General features: G+C 42.9%; 12 protein-coding genes. 9 read left to right on the top strand and 3 right to left on the bottom strand.

Translation table 11 applies throughout. From position 1 onward, the window contains the following. The first annotated feature begins 151 nt into the window (after positions 1 to 151). Positions 152 to 4,183 carry a glycoside hydrolase family 2 TIM barrel-domain containing protein gene (locus HQ39_RS03150; protein ID WP_036863661.1) on the top strand — a complete coding sequence of 1,344 codons (4,032 nt, stop codon included), beginning with the start codon at positions 152 to 154 and terminating at the stop codon, positions 4,181 to 4,183. 606 nt (positions 4,184 to 4,789) lie between these two features. On the opposite strand, the gene HQ39_RS03145 is transcribed toward HQ39_RS03150, so the two are convergent. Further along, positions 4,790 to 5,056 carry an HU family DNA-binding protein gene (locus HQ39_RS03145; RefSeq protein ID WP_036846209.1) on the bottom strand — a complete coding sequence of 89 codons (267 nt, stop codon included), beginning with the start codon at positions 5,054 to 5,056 and terminating at the stop codon, positions 4,790 to 4,792. Between the two features lie 330 nt (positions 5,057 to 5,386). On the opposite strand from HQ39_RS03145, the gene HQ39_RS03140 reads away from it, so the two are divergent. The 8 genes from HQ39_RS03140 to HQ39_RS03105 are packed head-to-tail and all read left to right on the top strand — an operon-like array spanning position 5,387 to position 15,421. Then, positions 5,387 to 8,407 (top strand): tetratricopeptide repeat protein, encoded by a 3,021-nt coding sequence (locus tag HQ39_RS03140; RefSeq protein WP_036863659.1) that lies wholly within the window; start codon positions 5,387 to 5,389, stop codon positions 8,405 to 8,407. A 23-nt stretch (positions 8,408 to 8,430) separates the two neighbouring features. Next, entirely contained in the window at positions 8,431 to 10,230 is a 1,800-nt protein-coding gene (locus HQ39_RS03135; protein ID WP_036863657.1) for a hypothetical protein, read from the top strand. 50 nt (positions 10,231 to 10,280) lie between these two features. After that, positions 10,281 to 10,775, top strand: a complete 495-nt coding sequence (locus HQ39_RS03130) for a GAF domain-containing protein (RefSeq protein ID WP_052079393.1) — start codon at positions 10,281 to 10,283, stop codon at positions 10,773 to 10,775. Positions 10,776 to 10,814: 39 nt separating this feature from the next. After that, entirely contained in the window at positions 10,815 to 11,393 is a 579-nt protein-coding gene (locus tag HQ39_RS03125; protein WP_052079392.1) for an FHA domain-containing protein, read from the top strand. 7 nt (positions 11,394 to 11,400) lie between these two features. Then, positions 11,401 to 12,237 carry a DUF151 domain-containing protein gene (locus tag HQ39_RS03120; RefSeq protein ID WP_036846219.1) on the top strand — a complete coding sequence of 279 codons (837 nt, stop codon included), beginning with the start codon at positions 11,401 to 11,403 and terminating at the stop codon, positions 12,235 to 12,237. A 15-nt stretch (positions 12,238 to 12,252) separates the two neighbouring features. After that, positions 12,253 to 13,011: an RsmE family RNA methyltransferase gene (locus HQ39_RS03115; protein ID WP_052079391.1), complete on the top strand. Its 759-nt coding sequence runs from the start codon at positions 12,253 to 12,255 to the stop codon at positions 13,009 to 13,011. Positions 13,012 to 13,020: 9 nt separating this feature from the next. After that, positions 13,021 to 14,214 (top strand): DNA recombination protein RmuC, encoded by a 1,194-nt coding sequence (locus HQ39_RS03110; RefSeq protein ID WP_052079390.1) that lies wholly within the window; start codon positions 13,021 to 13,023, stop codon positions 14,212 to 14,214. Then, positions 14,189 to 15,421, top strand: coding sequence for a THUMP-like domain-containing protein (locus tag HQ39_RS03105; RefSeq protein WP_036863656.1), 1,233 nt, complete (start codon positions 14,189 to 14,191; stop codon positions 15,419 to 15,421). The genes HQ39_RS03110 and HQ39_RS03105 overlap by 26 nt, the downstream gene beginning before the upstream one ends. Positions 15,422 to 16,491: 1,070 nt before the next feature. On the opposite strand, the gene rimM is transcribed toward HQ39_RS03105, so the two are convergent. Both rimM and murA read right to left on the bottom strand, forming a co-directional pair. Further along, entirely contained in the window at positions 16,492 to 17,046 is a 555-nt protein-coding gene (gene rimM / locus HQ39_RS03100) for a ribosome maturation factor RimM (protein ID WP_036863655.1), read from the bottom strand. Positions 17,047 to 17,052: 6 nt separating this feature from the next. Then, a complete protein-coding gene (gene murA / locus HQ39_RS03095) occupies positions 17,053 to 18,357 on the bottom strand; it encodes a UDP-N-acetylglucosamine 1-carboxyvinyltransferase (RefSeq protein WP_036846229.1) in 1,305 nt (434 codons plus the stop codon). Positions 18,358 to 18,382: the final 25 nt, after the last annotated feature.

The raw sequence follows: 18,382 nt of genomic DNA, 5'->3' as shown, positions 1-18,382 counted from the left end.
ACTGACCATTATTTACTTCTGATATTGTGTTACAGACTGAATTTTAGTGGCTTGTACGAGAAATATAAAATGATTATCTTCGTCTTTCGGAAAAAGCCCACTTTGTGTGGGTTTTATTAACTCCACAAAAGACAAAATTGTAGTTATCAGTATGAAAAAAATCTTTTTATCGCTTGTTTTGTTGCTGTGTGGTGCGAATGCCTATGCACAGCTTCACAGCTTACAAGGGTACGAGTACGGAGTGCATTCTTCTCCTACCGGGAAGGAGTGGGAAAGCCCCGAACGCCTTTCTCTGAATAAAGAACAGCCACACGCTTGGATGTTTTCTTTTGCATCCGTGGACGAAGCACGAGCTGTTTTACCACAAAATAGCAGTTATTGGAAGAGTCTCGATGGAACGTGGAAGTTTCATTGGGTCGGGAATCCTAATGAACGCCCTGTGGAGTTTTTCCGTCCGGCTTACGATGTATCCCAATGGGATGATATAACAGTTCCTTCTTGTTGGAATGTCGTTGGAATCCAAAAAGATGGATCATTAAAGTATGGTACACCTATCTATGCCAATCAGCCTGTAATTTTCCAGCATAAGGTTGCTGTTGGAGACTGGAAAGGTGGAGTTATGCGTACGCCTCCTAAAGACTGGACTACCTATAAGGACAGAAATGAGGTGGGTTCATATCGCAGAACATTCGATATCCCCGCTGATTGGACCGGAAGACGAGTTTATCTGAACTTCGATGGCGTTAACTCTTTCTTCTATCTCTGGATTAACGGAACCTATGTCGGTTTTTCCAAAAACTCCAGAAATACCGCCTCTTTTGATATTACCTCTTATCTCGTAAAAGGAGAGAATAGCGTTGCGGTAGAGGTATATCGCAACTCGGATGGCTCTTTCCTTGAAGCACAGGATATGTGGAGACTTCCGGGTATCTTCAGAAGTGTATATCTTACATCCAAACCAGATGTTCAGCTAAGAGATTTGGTTGTTATTCCTTCTTTGATGAACGGATATAGCGATGGTCGTTTGAGCATCAAAGCAGAAGTTCGCAATCTTTCATCAAAGAGAGTAAAGAAAGGGTATAGTATCTCTTATGAGCTGTTCAAGAATAAGCTTTATAGCCAGAGCAACTCTCCTGTCGAACTCTCCAAACCTGTTTTGTCTTCCTTGAACAGGCTTGAAAAGCAGAGCAGAACGGTTGTAGAAACTACTTTGGATCTGAAAAAACCTGATCTTTGGAGTGCTGAAGCTCCACACTGTTATACTCTTGTGGCTAAGCTTAAAGATAAAAAGGGACGAATCATAGAGACGGTATCTACCCTTGTCGGTTTCCGTCAAGTGGAGATAAAGGATACAGAAGCAAAAGATGATGAGTTTGGTCTTGCCGGACGCTACTATTATATCAATGGTAAGCCTGTAAAGTTGAAAGGTGTAAACCGTCAAGAGATCAATCCTGAGAGTGGAAATACCATCACAACAGAGCAGATGATAGAGGAGATAATGCTCATGAAGCGTGGCAATATCAATCATGTTCGCTGTTCTCACTATTCCAACTTCCCCCAGTGGTACTACTTATGCGACCTTTATGGTATTTATCTTGAAGATGAAGCCAATATAGAGAGCCACCAATATTATTATGGTAAAGAGTCGCTATCTCACGTTCCGGAGTTTAAGGATGCTCACGTCGGACGGGTAATGGAGTTGGCTGCTGCTCATGTCAATTCTCCTTCTGTGGTGATTTGGTCTTTGGGCAACGAGGCCGGTCCCGGCGAAAACTTTGTACACGCTTACAAAGCTCTCAACAGCTTTGACCCTTCTCGTCCGGTACAGTATGAGCGTAACAATTCCATTGTGGATATGGGTTCCAATCAGTATCCTTCCATTGCTTGGACCAGAGAAGCGGTGAAAGGAACATATAAAAATATCAAGTATCCTTTCCATATTTCAGAGTATGCCCACTCTATGGGTAATGCCGGAGGTAATCTCTCCGACTATTGGGAGGCAATAGAGAGCACAAACTTCTTCTGTGGTGCAGCCATTTGGGACTGGGTAGATCAGGCTCTTTACAAGACCGATCCACAGAGTGGAACCCGATTCTTTGCCTACGGAGGAGATTTCGGAGACAAGCCGAATAGCGGTATGTTCTGTATGAATGGTATTCTTTTCCCGGACCATACACCCAAGCCTGTATTTGGGGAAGTGAAGAAGGTGTATCAGAATGCCGGTATTACATGGAAAGATCGTGACAAAGGAGAGATTGAGATCTTTAACAAGCGCTATTTTACAGACCTTTCGGATCTATATCTTACATATACCATCATAAAAGATGGTGTGCGTGAAAAGTCTGTCAGACTCGATATACCTGTCATCGCGCCACGTAAAAAGGCTGTCATAACTCTACCTGTATCCGGGATTGAACTTGACAAATATGCCGACTACCATGTCCAAGTGCAACTTCATTTGGCTAATGACGAACCATGGGCAAAGAAAGATTTTGTTCAGATGGAAGAGCAACTTCTTCTTCAAACTGCAGAAGTGAAAGGCGCTATAACAACTCAACACTCTGTTAAACCCCAAGTAAAACAGACGCCGGAGAGTATGACCATAAAGGGAAATGAGTTTACCATTGTCTTCGATAAGCGTATCGGCTCTATCACTTCTTTGGAATACGCCGGCAAGCAGATGCTGAAAGAGGGTACTGCTATAACATTGGATGCTTTCCGTGCACCTACGGATAATGACATTTGGGTCTATCGTTCTTGGGTGGAGAATGGGCTTCACGACCTTAAGCATAAGGCTGTTTACTTTGGAAGTCATATCGCCAAGGATGGTACTGTAAAGGTTTCCACAATGGTCGAATCTCAAGCAGACGGCTCATTCTGGATAACAGGAGGATCAAGCGGACACTATAAAATAGAAAAGGTTAAGGATGAAAATAAGAGTGGAAATCCGTTCAAGTTTACCTCCAATCTTGTTTGGACGATATACCCTGATGGGTCGATAGAACTCCAAGCCAATATATCTTCCAATAAACCGACGGCAGATCTGCCAAGACTGGGCTACTATATTCAGACACCTAAGTGCTTGTCTCAATACACCTATTATGGTCTGGGAGAGCACAACAACTATGCCGACCGCAAAGCCGGAGCCTATATGGGTAAGTACAGCAGCAGCGTGGAAGAGCAGTTTGTTCCGTTCCCAAAACCTCAGAGCATGGGCAATAGGGAAGGGGTTAAGTGGGCTTCTCTGACAGATAAAGAGGGTGTCGGAATGCTCTTTGTCTCTTCCGAAAAAATGTCTGTTTCGGCTCTACCTTGGAGCGCATTAGAGATGACTTTAGCTCCGCACTGGTATGAGCTACCAGAAAGCAGTGCTAATCATATACACCTCGACAAGGCGGTGATGGGGCTTGGAGGCTTCAGCTGTGGACAAGGACCTCCTCTCAATCATGATAGAATCAAAGCAGACTCTCACACGTATGCTCTTTTGATTCGTCCTCTCAACGGAACAGATGCCACAGAACTGTCCAAAGTCTCTTTGTCCGATGTAAAACCTCTTTCTATTGTTCGTTCTACTGACGGAGAGGTAACACTTTCTGCGGATGGAGCAAATAGTTCGGATATTCTCTATACTCTTAGTTCGAGCAAGAGAAAGTCACCAATGGTGTACAATGCTCCATTTGAAATGAGAGAAGGAGGAGTGGTTACCGCATACAGCAAGCAGACTCCATGGTTGAAGAGTATGAATAGTTTTGACAAGATAAACGTTGTCAAGGTTTCTGTTGCAGAGGTTTCAAGTGAAGAGCCGGAAGTGGGTATCGCGACAAATATGCTGGATCAAGACACAGAGACGATATGGCATAGCATGTACTCTGTAACGGTAGCAAGCTATCCTCATTGGATCTCTTTCGATGCCCGCAAAGAGACAGAGCTCAAAGGCTTTACGCTATTGCCAAGACAGGACGATTCGGATAACGGTCGCATCAAAGCTTATTCCGTTCAGATCAGTAACGATGGAAAGAAATGGAGCGATCCTGTTATCACGGGAGAGTTCGACAAGTCTAAGCAGATGAAGACCGTTATGTTCAAGTCTCCTGTTCGCACTCGATACATTCGTTTCAATGCTCTTAGCTCTCACACGGGAGCAGATTTTGCTTCGGCTGCAGAGATTACATTTGTGGAATAGACCGGAAAGATTTTAGTTCCGATACAAGACATATTGTTTGATAGAGAGTCCCGGCTTTGGTTTTATACCGAGTCGGGACTCTTTTTATATAAGCCGACCAAAAGGTGTTATGGCTTCAATGCTCCGAAATCTATGCCCCTTATCGAACTTTTCCCTTGGGACAACTTTTGTTTAATAGTTATGGAAAACGGTTTAATCCGATATATAAGTTTCTTTGAAGCCTTATCGTTTTATAAATCAAGCTTTGATGTCCGGAAACCGGGATTTGATTTGTAGGAAGCAAACCTTGCTTTATTACAGTCAGGTTTTGATTTCTTGGAATCAGGTCTTGCTTTTCAAGTTTTAACCGATTTAGACACAAAAAGGAATCTGTTTGGAGAAGATTTTATAGGCGTTTACAGGAGAAGTTAAGGCTACAATCTCAAACTGATATTATGTATTCGGACAGGATATTATACAAAAAGGAGTTGTCAGAAATCCTTTTTCTCCATGCCGTTAAAATAAAAAATAACACCTCTATTTGTAAATAGAAGTGTTACCATTAGCTTAACAGCTCAACAGCTGTGGATATCCTAATTCTGACGTTTGGGAGTGAAAAACAAGCTGTTACTTAAGTTCAAGTTCACTACCCGGTTTGAAACGTACAGTAGACTTTGCAGGAATTGTGATGCGTTCTTTTGTACGTGGGTTAGTGCCGGTGCGTTTTTCTCTTTTAGTTACAGAGAATGTTCCGAAACCAATGATCGCAACTTTGTTTCCAGCTTTCATTTCATTTTTCACCACTGTTTGGAAAGCATCAAGAGCTTTTTTTGAATCAGTCTTGGTTAGACCGGCTTTTTCAGCAATAGCCGCAATGAGTTCAGTTTTATTCATCTCGAAAAATTATTTGGTGTATGACATAATATAATATATCCGGAATCGATTATATCCCAAAAGTACTCTAAATGTTTTAATTAACAAAATATTAGACTGTTTTTTTTCATTCTTCTGCTCCAATTGTTGAGAAAGTAACTTTAAAGAAGGGGAAATAAGATTTCGATGAAACGTATAAATTTTTATAAAAAAGAAAGAAGAACTTGAATTTAGGGCTTTTTCTTCCGTTTCTTATTTTGTATCACAAGCACCTCTTCGGCTGGGTTAGCGACTTTTTTAGTACCTTTGGATTGTTCAAAAACTTGTTAGTATTCTTAGTACCAATCAAACATGAAGAAACGTTTTATCGGACTGATGCTGTTATTGTTGGGTGGTGTAACAAGCGTTGTTGCTCAACATCGCCCCATAGATATGCCGCACTTCGTTTCCAAGATGGGGGACTCTTGGGACGCCTACCATAGACACAATACGCTCTATGCCTCCTATAAAGTGCAGAAACCTTTCTCTTGGATAGACTCCTATATGCCTATGCTGGAGCAGGAAAAAGAGTTGATTTTAGCTCTTTCTTCTGCCAAGAGCGGTGCTCCTTCGGCAGAACAGATGTTGCTTTACTTCATAGAGAAACATCCCCAATCGGCATCTACGCTCTATGCTAAAGCCGCTTTGGGAGAGTACTATTTCTCTCAAGAGAATTACAGAAGTGCTGCCTATTGGTTGGATCTTCTCGATAGAGACTTCCTGCCGGAAGATCTTTCGGAAAGGATGTCCTACTATTTGGCATACTCGTTAATGAAAGATCGAAGAGAAGATTTGGCTTTGAACATATTTGCTCCTCTCGTTTACAGTAAGAAATATTCCAAAGAGTCTTCTTTTTATGCCGGATATATAGCATTTCAAAAAAGAGACTATCCTGCGGCTTTCAAGTACTTCAGACCGATAGAGAATGACTCTTTTTATGGGCTTTACGTCGGAGCTTATGAGGGTGAAATGCTTTTGGAGCAGGGTAAGTATAGCGATGCTCTTCCTTTGGCAGAGCGTACCATGAAGAAAACAGGAGATAGAGAGGCTGTGGCTTCCGCTTATAGAGTGGCAGGATTATCGGCTGCTCAGCTCTCTTTGAGCCGAAAAGCATTAGAGTATCTCTCTTCTTATGTTGCCATGACAGATGCTCCGGGACGTTTGGAGCTTTTGACCCTTGGGCAGGAGCAGTACAAGCTGGAGCTGTATTCGGAGGCAATGCAGCACTTTAGCAAGGTGGCAGACGGAACGAATGACTATATGTCTCAGTTGGCACTCTACTATAAGGGATTGTCTGCACTCTCTTCGGGAAAGCTTCAAGATGCTTATAATGCGTTTGTGAACTCTTCTCAAATAGAGGTTTATCTGCCTTTGGTTCAAGCGGCAGAGTATAATGCCGGCATGATTCTGTACAATGAACATCCGGGAGAGATAGGTGTCGGAACTGAGGCGTTAGGAAAGTTCGTCAGCAAGCACCCCCTCTCTGAGTACAGGGATAAGGCTGTTTCTTATCTTGTGGATGCTTATGGTAGAACATCCGATCATGTTGGAGCCATAAAGGAGATAGACAAGATCACTCCGTTACCCAAGGAGTTGGTAAAGCTTAGACAAAAGATCACTTTGAGTAAGGCTAACACACTGCTTGGTACAGGTAATGTGATAGCCGCAAAAAAGGAGTACGACGATATTATAACCTCTAATGGCGATGCCGAGAGCGTTGCAGAGGCTTATTTGTGGAAAGGAGAGTTGCTTCACAGAGAGGGTAACTACAACGATGCCATCAGAAGCATTCAGACCTATATACAGATGGTGCCGAAAGGGCAGGCTGTTAATCCGATAGCGTATTACAATCTGGGTTACTCTTTCTTCAACTTGGAGCGTTGGGGAGAAGCACAAGAGGCTTTTAGAAATTATCTCTCTCTTACCGGCACAACACCCGAAGCAGATCATACAAATGCTTACAACAGGCTTGGAGACATAGCGGTGATGCAAAGAGAATATGATGCTGCTTTCTCTGCATACACAACTGCAATGACAAGAGGTGGTAAGGATGCAGACTATGCTGTACTGAAGCGTGCTCATATCATGGGGCTGCGAAAGAACTATCAAGGGAAAGCTTCGGAGTTGGAGTCTTTGGTTGTCAAATATCCTAACTCTCCCTACATTCAAGAAGCTCTTTATGAGAAGGGGCGGGCATTGACGTTCATTGAAAATAATACGGGCGCAAGAACAGAGTTCTCCAAAGTTTTCAATGGTTATCCCGATAGTGATTTTGCTCCTAAAGCAGGTGTACAACTCGCTCTCTCTTTCTTTAATGACAACGATCTGAATAGAGCCGCGGATATATATGCAGAGGTCATAAGGCGTTACCCTAACAGTGGAGAAGCCAAATCTGCTCTTCAAGACCTCAAGAGTATATCCGTACGTTTGGACAGAGTAGATGAGTATTCGAGACTTGCACAACTGGTGGATCAATCCACAGGAAGTAAAAACTCCGATGAAACAGAGTCTTTAACATTCTTGGCGGCAGAACGTCTTATTTCTCAAGGTAAACAGAAAGAGGCTTTGGAGGCAATGAGACGCTATGTGGAGAGATATCCCAACGGATCTTTTAGAGATCAGGCGGAGTATCACCAAGCTTATATCCTTTATAAAGAGAGAAGATATAGTGAAGCACTTCCTATCCTGATCGCTTTGGAGAGGAGAAATAATACGGCTATTCAAGGAGATGTTTTGAAGATGTTGGCTCAGACCTATGAGCAGTCCGGAAATTATGATGCTTCAATTTCTACTTATGTACAGCTTGCAAGAAGATCTGCACAAAATAAACAAGGGGTAGAGTCTGCTCTTTTTGCTGCCTTGGCTGTGGCAGAAAAGGGAGGGGAGGTTGATATGCTACGCTCATTGGCCAAGGAGATAGAGTCGGGCAGGTTCAAAGCTTATGCTGCTTCTGCTCCGATACTGAATTATGTTGCCAAGAAAATCCTTGAAAATGGAGAGTATCAAGAGGTCTTGAACCTTACTTCTGCAGCTATGAAGCTGGACGCAAGTAAGCAAACTCTCTCTGTCAGCCAAGTATTAGAGGCTGAAGCTCAATATGGTTTAGGACGGATAGCTGTGGCTAAAAAGAGTGCCGAGGCTTATCTGGAAAAAGGGTATAATGACTCCTATTGGATTTCAAGAGCATTTATCTTGCTTTCGGATATAGCCGTTAAGCAAGGGGATAAGAATTTGGCTCTGGAGTATCTGAAAGGTGTAAAGAGCAACTATAAGCCTACCGGAAAAGATGATATTCTCTCTAAGGTAGACTCCAGACTGAGTTCTCTCAAGTGATAAACAAGTTCAAGAGTAGTGAAATGAAAAGATATAATAAAGGTATTCTATTTGCAATATTTGGTATTGGAGTAGTTATGTATCCTTCTGTACTGGATGCTCAGACCGTAAAACAGGACTCACTGAAACGAGAGGTTGTACTTGAGAAAGAGTATGTTCCTGTTGGTAGTGTTGTTAAAAAAGAGTTCTTCAATCCTTTACCTCTAAAGCCGACAAAAGCAGCTCTTCCGGTCTCTTTTATTAAAGATGCTTTTAGTGCTGCAACCAAGTATCAGCGTCAGGAGTTGGCTCCTTTGAGAAACCTGCATCAACCGGATCAATTTCCTCAAAAAGGGTATCTCAGGCTTGCGGGAGGGTATCCTTTGGAGTATAGTGCCGCTGTCGGTGTTGCACAGAAAACCGGAGAAAATAAAATATCTTCTCTTCATTTGAGACATGAAGGGGTCGGATATGGAGCACATCATCCTGAATTTGATAACAGAACAGATAGAAGAGATCATTCTACCGATCTTCTTGCTCGTATGCGTATGCCGGCATTAGGAACGTTTGCGGATATTTCTGCTCGATTTCTATATCAAAAGAGATCTCTTTATGGGCTGACAGGACTAAAAAAAGAGGATGGAACAGCAATAGATCCGACTAAAACTCTGACACCGCCTTCTCATAATGTTTGGGGTGGTGCATTGACATTGGAGCTACAACCTAAACAGATGCTTTATGAAGATGGGTGGGCGATTTCCGGAAATGCCATTGCCTCTTTTCTTGACAAAGCAGATATTCATAGTTTGGCCGGTGGAGATAAGAGTATTCGAGCAGCGGAGTTGAATGTTTCCGCTCAAGCCATGCTCTCTTATCACTTTCGCGAGATTTGGAGTGCCGGAGCAAAAGGATTTGTACAGCATTATCATACCGGTGGACCTACCATACAATCTTTTAGACTGAACAGGCTGCTCTTTTCTGCTTCTCCATTTGTTGGCATCAATACTGAACAGTATGGGATAAATGTTGGAGTGAAGATCTATAATCGCGAAAGTGGAATTTCCAATTTGGCAATAGCTCCGGATGTTGATCTAAGATACTCTTTTGGAGATCAACGTAAGTTGGCTCTTCGACTGAAAGCTGATGGCGGAGCACTTTTGCCTACGCTGTATGAGCAATTGGAGCAGAATCCGTATCTGAATATTACAAGTGGAATGACTAATGCGTTGAACTCCACAGCATATAGAGTGCTTTTAGGTGCGACCTATGGATCTCTAAATGGGTTTCATGTAGATGTTGAGGGAGGATTTGCAGACCATTATGCAATGACAGAATATGGGACTTTCTCCTACGGATACAAAGATGATGGCTATATCGTGAATATGCAAATGGTAGAAGCCAACAGACGAAATCGGATAAAAAATATATTCCTTAATGGTGCTGTAGGCTACTATTCTCCTTATGGATTTATGCTTAAGGCTTTTGGTAGCTTTAATCGTTATATGCTGCCGGATGAGAAAGAGCATTCTATTTTGGGGCTTCCTGCATTTACTCATGGAGCTATTTTTACTTACAATGTCAAGGACAAGTGGTTGTTCAGAGCGCTTTACTCTTCCGATATGGGAGTTACTTTCTTTTCTCCGAAGCAACCCTCCTCTGCAACTCGAGAAGAAGTCAGTCTTCCAATGTCGTTTAATATAGATCTTGGAATAACCCATACATTCAACCATAAGTACAGTCTGGGTTTGGAGGTAAATAATCTTCTTAATACTTCTACTGCAAGATGGATTGGAGCTCCCCGGAAAGGTTTGACTGCTTTGATGGCTTTTAATATAAATTTCTGATATATAATAGAGAGATTTGGCTCTCGATTAAAAACGAACAGGACTTATTTATGCACACTATACCGGACGTTAAACCAACGAAAGAAAATAAGGCGGAAGTCTATGAAACTCTTTATGAGTATGCAAAAGGACTTTTAGACTCTTCTCTTCCTTTAATAACGAATATGTCCAACTTTGTTGCTCTTCTTCACCATACATTTGAGTATCACTGGACAGGTTTTTACATGATAAATAAAGAGGGAACGGAGCTTGTCCTTTATCCTTTTCAAGGACCGGTGGCCTGCACTAAGATAGGCAAAGGAAAGGGTGTTTGCGGAACAGCATGGGAACGCGCCACTACTATCGTGGTACCGAATGTCGATGAGTTTCCCGGTCATATCGCTTGCAGTTCTCTTTCAAAAAGCGAAATAGTAGTTCCTCTGTTTGATAACAAGGGAGAGGTCGTTGGTGTATTGGATATAGATAGTGCAGAGCTGGATACTTTCAACGATGATGATCGAAAAGGGTTGGAAAGATTACTTTCTCTATTTTTGGACATAGTTTAGAGAGATAAGATTGAATAAATAAGTATTCCGTGTAGTGATATGATAGAGGTTCATTGTCCGTTTTGCGAACGCATCCATACTAAAGAGCAATATAAAGAAGAACGAGAGGGAAGTGGCATGAGTATTACTTGTAATGCTTGCTACAAAACGTTTTATGTGTATCGTTCTAAGTTGGATCTTCCAACAGATAGAGTTAAACGTGCAGCGTCTATCGTACTTTCTGAAGAGTTGGATACCACAATGCCACACTTTACCATAGTGGAGAATATTTTTGCTTACGAACAAAAATATGCTTTACCCGAAAAGGGAGAGATAGTGGTGGGAAGAAAGAATAAAGATTCAAATGCAGATCTCCAAATTTATACTTCAGATCCAAGCATGGATCGTCTTCACTTCGTATTAGGAAAGACGGGTAGAGGAGAAAAAGCCTACTATTATGTCAAAGATAACGAAAGCAGGACAGGGACATTTGTCAATAATGCCCTTCTACAAAAGGGGGAGAAGTATAGGCTTAAAGATGGCGATGTCCTGAGTGTAGGAGCTTCTTCCATTATTATATCTTTGGGCGAGAATGAAGATGAAGAGGAATGGGATCTTTCAGATTTTGATATAGAGTAGAAATAGAATGATAGAGGGAGAAGAACAAAGACCTCAAGTGGAGGACAGATATTCCAGAGTAGAGATGTTTGCTTTGGGAGAGGGGAATGGTAAAGACCCAAACTCTCCCAATGTTTTGATTCTTAGGGAGGTCAAAGGAACAGCCGGCTTCCCAATACTTATTCCTTCGTTGGTTCATCCTCTGGTTAAGATGCGTCTTCGTATCGGATCTATTTTACCTAAAGAAGAGTCCGTGACGTTATTGGATGCTCTTCTTCTCCACACCAACTATCGTGTAGAAGAGATACGCATAGTAGAGGAACTTTTAGTGCGAAATAGCTGTTGGATAAAAATACAAGGAGATAATTCTGAGGGAAATGCTCATACATCTTATTTTGAGGCTCCTCTATTGGATTCGGTTCTTGTCGGAATTAGAAAGCGAACTCCCATATACGTGCACAAAGACCTGTTGGATAAGTTTAGGGATAAGCTTGTTTTCAATTCAGATCACATTATTATAAGATTGAATTTGGAAGACAGCAAGCAAAAGTCTTCTTTGATAGCTCTTGGAGAGAATAGTGGGAAAGGGAATACTATTAGACGTGTCTTCAATGAGACTTACGCTGTCTTAGGAAAGGAAATCTCTGATGAACAGCTTGAGAGACTGCATATTTTAGAAGTCTTTCAAGAGAAGATAGAAAGTACTATTCCGGATCAGATCCCTTTGATAGACTTGTTGGTTGAGGCTGATATGAAAGATCTAAAAGAGGTCTTGGGTACTATGGTGAAGGAAGAAAAGTATGAATGGGCATCCATCCTTCATGATGTTATTAAACAGAAAGGATGTTCTGATGATATTTCTTAGTAAAGCTAAACTGAGATGAAAAAGGGAACAAGAGCTACGAAGATGATTTTTAATGAGTTGCCTTCTTTTTATTGTCCTGACGTAGAACTCTCTCCGGCGCTCTCTTTGGAAGAGTCCGCTCATGCCGTAAAGGTGCTTCGATTGCAATCCGGAGACCGGTGCAATGTTTTGGACGGTAAAGGCAAAATGTATGCTTGCACTCTTGCAGAGACAGATCCGAAGGCAGCAATAGTTTTGGTCGACTCTGTGATTCAGGAAATCGAAAGAGGAGGATTTTCTAAGTGTGTAGTTTGTATGGCTCCCACTAAAAACAGAGATCGTACGGAGTGGTTCATCGAGAAAGCTGTCGAACTGGGTGTTTCGGATATTATTCTTTTGCATTGTGATCGCTCCGAAAGAGAAAAAGTAAGCGTAGAGCGTCTTGAGAAGATAATGGTATCGGCAATGAAGCAGAGCAGACATCTTTTTCTGCCTTCATTGAGTGTTGGTCTTTCCGTTGAGGAAGTGTGTCGGAAATGGAAGGGGATAGAGCAAAAATTTATAGCCTACTGCGCCGAAACTTTTCCTAAGAAAGATCTTGCTTCAACCATGACAGCCGGTAGTGATTGTATAATAATGATAGGTCCGGAAGGAGATTTTACGGATACTGAGGTTAAGAAAGCAGTGGATAATGGTTACATCCCTGTTTCTTTGGGTACATATCGCTTACGAACAGAGACAGCGGCTCTCTATGCTCTTGCGTCTTTCAGATGTATCAATGATAGAAAACAATAATTCCACCTTATGGATATCTTTATTTTTCTTACTATTCTCTTCGCCATTGCGGTTGTTGTTTTGCTTTACTTTTTATCTGCCTTAAAGACGGAAAACAGATTTTTGAAGCAGACTTGTGAGCAGGAGAAGCAGCGACAATCAGATTTGAAACAGGAAGTAGAAAAAGGTTTTGCTTCCGTAGCTCGTGAGATATTGGATGAGAAGGCGCAATCTTTGGAAAAAGGGAACAGAATTACCGTACAGGAGATTCTTTCTCCTCTGAGTAAAGACATTCAGCAGTTCAGACAGCAAGTGGAGAATGTCTATATCAACGAAGCAAAAGAGAGACATCTACTTAAAGGTGTTATAGAGAATCTCATGGAGCAGAATAAAAGCATCTCAAAGGAGGCCAATAATCTGACTCAAGCACTTCGAGGTAAAAACAAAGTACAGGGAGACTGGGGAGAAATGATCTTGGAGCGCGTCTTGGAAGACTCCGGTCTTATTCGCGGAAGAGAATATGATCTGCAACACACGATAGTGGAAGGCTCCGGCGTAGTAAGAAATGAAGAGACAGCAAGAGCCATGCGCCCTGATGCCATCGTTCATTATCCTCAGGAGCGCGATGTCATAATAGACTCTAAAGTATCGTTGTCTGCCTATTATGACTTCTTCTCTGCGGAGTCGGAAGATGAAAGAAAAGAAGCAATGAAGCGTCATCTGACATCTGTAAAGAGTCATATCAGGGAGTTGAGTGTTAAAGATTACTCGCGTTATCACTCGACATCGTTGGAGTTTGTCGTTTTGTTCTTCCCGAACGAAGGTGCATTCAATCTTGCATTGCAGTTGGACCCGAACCTTTGGATGGATGCTTACAATAAAAAAGTGGTTCTTATGGGCCCTCTCAATCTCATCGCGATGCTTCGCTCTTTACTGGATTTATGGAAGAAAGAGTATCAGATCCATAACATACAAGACATTGTTGCGGAGGCGAACAAGCTTTATGATAAATTTGTTTCGTATGCAGAGAAGTTCAATCGGGTAGGCTCGCAGATAGAATCCTTGCAGAAGACTTACGAAGAAGCATATAATCAGCTCACCGCCGGGCGAGGAAATATCGTGAACCGATTAGAGAAAATGCGTGCGCTTGGGCTTTCTCCGAGTAAATCTCTTCCATCCAATATGCAAAATCTTGACAATGGAAGTGCCGGCGAAGATTCTTAATCTGATCGAACAATACAAGTCCGAGAATGCTTATGAGCTGAGCATGCGTCTGAAGGACTTTACTCCTGAAGAGCGGATGCAGATCTCAACAGGAGTCCTTTCCAAGCAGAAGATCCGACACAAGCTCCCTCTCTGGTACGAGAACCGGGACGTTTATATCCCCGATCCGACCATTGCCGAGCAAGCCTCATCCCATATCACCGCGACAGAGAAGTGCAGATGGATATCTTCCTATGACATTATCATTGATCTGACCGGAGGCTTAGGAGCCGACACCATCGCCTTTTCTGCCAAAGCGAAACAGCTTATCTACGTGGAACCTTCTTCCGAGAGGGCGGATGCTTTCAGGCGCAATGCCGAAGTTTTGGGACAGAAGGTGGAGGTGTACAATGCAACGGCGGAAGATTTCATTCGCAATACCTTTCCGAGCATAGACATAGAGCAGAAGAAGATACTCCTTTATGCGGATCCCGACAGACGCCCTGATGGCAGCGGTAGGAGAGAGCAGGACCCGCGCAACTGTGTGCCGGACATCATCGAAACAGAATCTCATCTTCGCTCCCACCATCCTTCTGCGGACTTGTTGGTAAAACTCTCGCCGATAGCAGACATATCACTGCTGAACCGGCTGTTCTCTTCCGCGCCCTCCGTCATTCATGCTTTGGCTTTGGATGGGGAGCTTAAAGAGGTCTGTCTGCTTTTCGACAGAGCCGCCTCCGAAGATTCGTTCCTCACCGCCACTCACATTTCCCACGGCATTTCGGAGAGCACCACTAAGCCCAACAAGAGATATCCCGACCTTCCGATCTTGCAAGACTTGGACTCGTTCCGATACCTCTACATCCCGAATCCTGCCCTTAGTAAGATCGGGCTGGGCGGTACTCCATGGGCGGATCGGCTGTTCAAGATCGCACCCTCCACCCATCTCTACTTCTCCAAAGAGCCGATGCCGTTTCCCGGAAGAGTGTACGAGATTCTCTGCGAGCACTCTTGGAACAAACGAACGATAGCCTCTTTTTCCGGAAAATCTTATGGATTGATCGCCAAAAATTTCGATCTGAAAGCCGAAGAGCTGCGCAAGAAGCTCAAGATCCGGGAGGGCGATCACAGTTATCTCTTTGCATTCAGAGACTCCGACTCCAAGCGCCGCCTCTTGGAAGCTCAAAAGATTGTCATCAAAGAAGGCTCCAACAAAGAGAGCCGATAAATCACCTCTCTCCTCTTTCATAATTACCGTTTCACGGATTAGTAATTACCATTTCATGGATTGATAATTACCATTTCATGGATTGATAATTACCATTTCATGGATTGATAATTACCATTTCATGGATTGATAATTACCATTTCATGGATTGATAATTACCGTTTCGTGGATTAGTAATTACCGTTTCGTGGATTAGTAATTACCGTTTCGTGGATTAGTAATTACCATTTTTAGAAAGGAAACTAACCTCATTCTGGAAAGCACTAAAGGTTTCGGAGGAAAGCACTAAAGGTTTCGGAGAAAAGCACTAAAGGTTTTGTGGAAAAGCACTAAAGGTTTCGGAGGAAAGCACTAAAGGTTTTAGAGAAAAGCACTAAAGGTTTTGGAGAAAAGCACTAAAGGTTTCGGAAAAAAGCACTAAAGGTTTCGGAAAAAAGCACTAAAGGTTTCGGAAAAAAGCACTAAAGGTTTCGGGGAAAAGCACTAAAGGTTTCGGGGAAAAGCACTAAAGGTTTCGGAGGAAAGCACTAAAGGTTTTATGGAAAAGCACTAAAGGTTTCGGAGAAAAGCACTAAAGGTTTTGTGGAAAAGCACTAAAGGTTTTGTGGAAAAGTACTAAAGGTTTCAGGGAAAAGCACTAAAGGTTTTGTGGAAAAGCACTAAAGGTTTTGTGGAAAAGCACTAAAGGTTTCGGGGAAAAGCACTAAAGGTTTTGGAGGAAAGCGCTAAAGGTTTCTGGGAAAAGTACCCAATCTTTTCGGAAAAAGTACCTAATCTTTTTTGGGAAAGTACCTAATCTTTTCGGGAAAAGTACCTAATCTTTTCGGGAAAAGTACCTAATTTTTTTGGAGAAAGTACCTAATCTTTTCGGGAAAGCGTTAAAGGTTTTGGAATATTGATAATTATCTTTTTGAGGAATGCTGATTTCTGCTTGCCCTTATGCAGCCCCGGATCGGAAAGAAAGTGGCAAAAAGAGGACCGACTTCCTGATATAGAAGTCAGTCCTTAAACCGTTCCCTTAAAAAACTTTATCGGATGCCGAGGATTGTTATCTCTTAAAGATCAAATCATTATGATATGAGTCCGTCAGGAAGAGTCATCGTGATTTCCCTCGTATTCACATCTATGTTTGTGATCCACTCCTCGACGATCGGGATGTAAAATATGTTCTCTTTTTCAGCCGTATCGGTGGCAGATCTTACTTCAAAGAGCGGATTTTCGGCAATCATCATTATGCCTGCTATCTCTCCGATGTGATCGCCCGAAGCGGAGTCGATGACTGAGAAGCCGACCAGCTCGTCCTCCATGAGCTTTTCGTCCTCTCCCGTCCGGTTCAAGTGGTGCTCCCACTCTTCCCGGTCTATGTAAAAAGAGAGCCCGACGAGCTTTTCTGCCTCCTCCATCGAGGATACGAAACCGACGGAGAGGATGTATTTCCCCTTATTGCCCCTGCTTTGAACGAACGGATAGGGGATCATGCAGCCATCTTTTTGAACGAAGATAAACGAGGGCTCTATATCTACGAAGCTGTCTGAGAGAAGCTGCAAAGAAAACTCGCCCTGTGTCCCGTGGGTCTGAACACAAGTACCGATCTGCTTGTAGTTTTTGGGGAGAAGACTTTGCATAGGTTTCTATATCCGCTGTATGTTTGCTCCGATCGAGTTGAGCCTTTCCTCGATATTCTGATAACCTCTGTCTATCTGGTTGATATTGTCTATCCTGCTCACTCCGTTTGCAGACATCGCCGCGATGAGCATCGCAATACCTGCACGAATGTCCGGAGATACCATGTTCGTTGCACGTAGCTTGTTGCTTTCTGCCAACCCTATGACTGTGGCTCTGTGCGGATCGCACAGGATAATCTGCGCTCCCATGTCTATGAGCTTGTCCACGAAGAAGAGACGGCTCTCAAACATCTTTTGATGGATGAGCACACTGCCTCTTGCCTGTGTGGCAACAACCAGAAAAACACTCAAAAGGTCCGGAGTGAGTCCCGGCCATGGAGCATCTGCAATAGTCATAATGGAGCCGTCCATGAAGCTTTCTATCTCATAAATCTCTTGAGACGGGATGTAGAGATCGTCGCCTTTCTCTTCTATCTTTATTCCCAGTCGCCTGAATTGGTTCGGAATAATCCCCAGCTCCCGTATCGCTGTATCCTTTATCGTAATCTCCGAATGAGTCATGGCTGCCATACCGATAAAGCTGCCAACCTCGATCATATCCGGAAGCATTCGGTGAGTAGTACCACTAAGAGAGTCCACACCATGTATCGTCAGAAGATTACTTCCTATTCCCTCTATCTTTGCTCCCATTCTTACAAGCATCTTGCATAGCTGCTGCAGATAGGGTTCGCATGCCGCATTGTAGATTGTAGTAGTTCCTTCTGCCATGACAGAAGCCATGACAATATTGGCTGTACCTGTTACAGATGCTTCATCCAAAAGCATGTATGTTCCGCGAAGACGTTCCGCATGAATGCTGAAAAGATCTTTCTCTTGATTAAACTCAAAATCCGCACCGAGCTTGATAAATCCCTCAAAATGTGTGTCCAATCTTCGTCTTCCGATCTTATCTCCTCCGGGTTTGGCTATAACGGCTCTTCCGAAGCGGGCAAGTAACGGACCCAATATAAGAACAGACCCGCGAAGGGTTGAAGTCTTTTCCAGAAACTCTTTCGAGTAAGCAAATTCCAAGTTTATATCTTCCGCTACGAAGCTATATGTATCAGTACCGAGCTTCCGAACATTTACGCCAAGATCTATGAGAAGAGCTATCAGATTCTTGACATCCACGATGTCCGGAATATTTTCTATGATGACTTCTTCTTTCGTAAGAAGTGTAGCAGCTATTATCTGCAATGCTTCATTTTTTGCACCCTGAGGGATGATTTCTCCGCGGAGCCGGTTTCCGCCTTCAATGATAAACGAGGACATACAATTCTAAGATTTTAAGGTTAAA

The sequence above is a fragment of the Porphyromonas sp. COT-108 OH2963 genome (assembly GCF_000768895.1).
GTDB lineage: Bacteria > Bacteroidota > Bacteroidia > Bacteroidales > Porphyromonadaceae > Porphyromonas_A > Porphyromonas_A canoris.
This window is presented reverse-complemented; position numbering and strand designations above follow the sequence as displayed.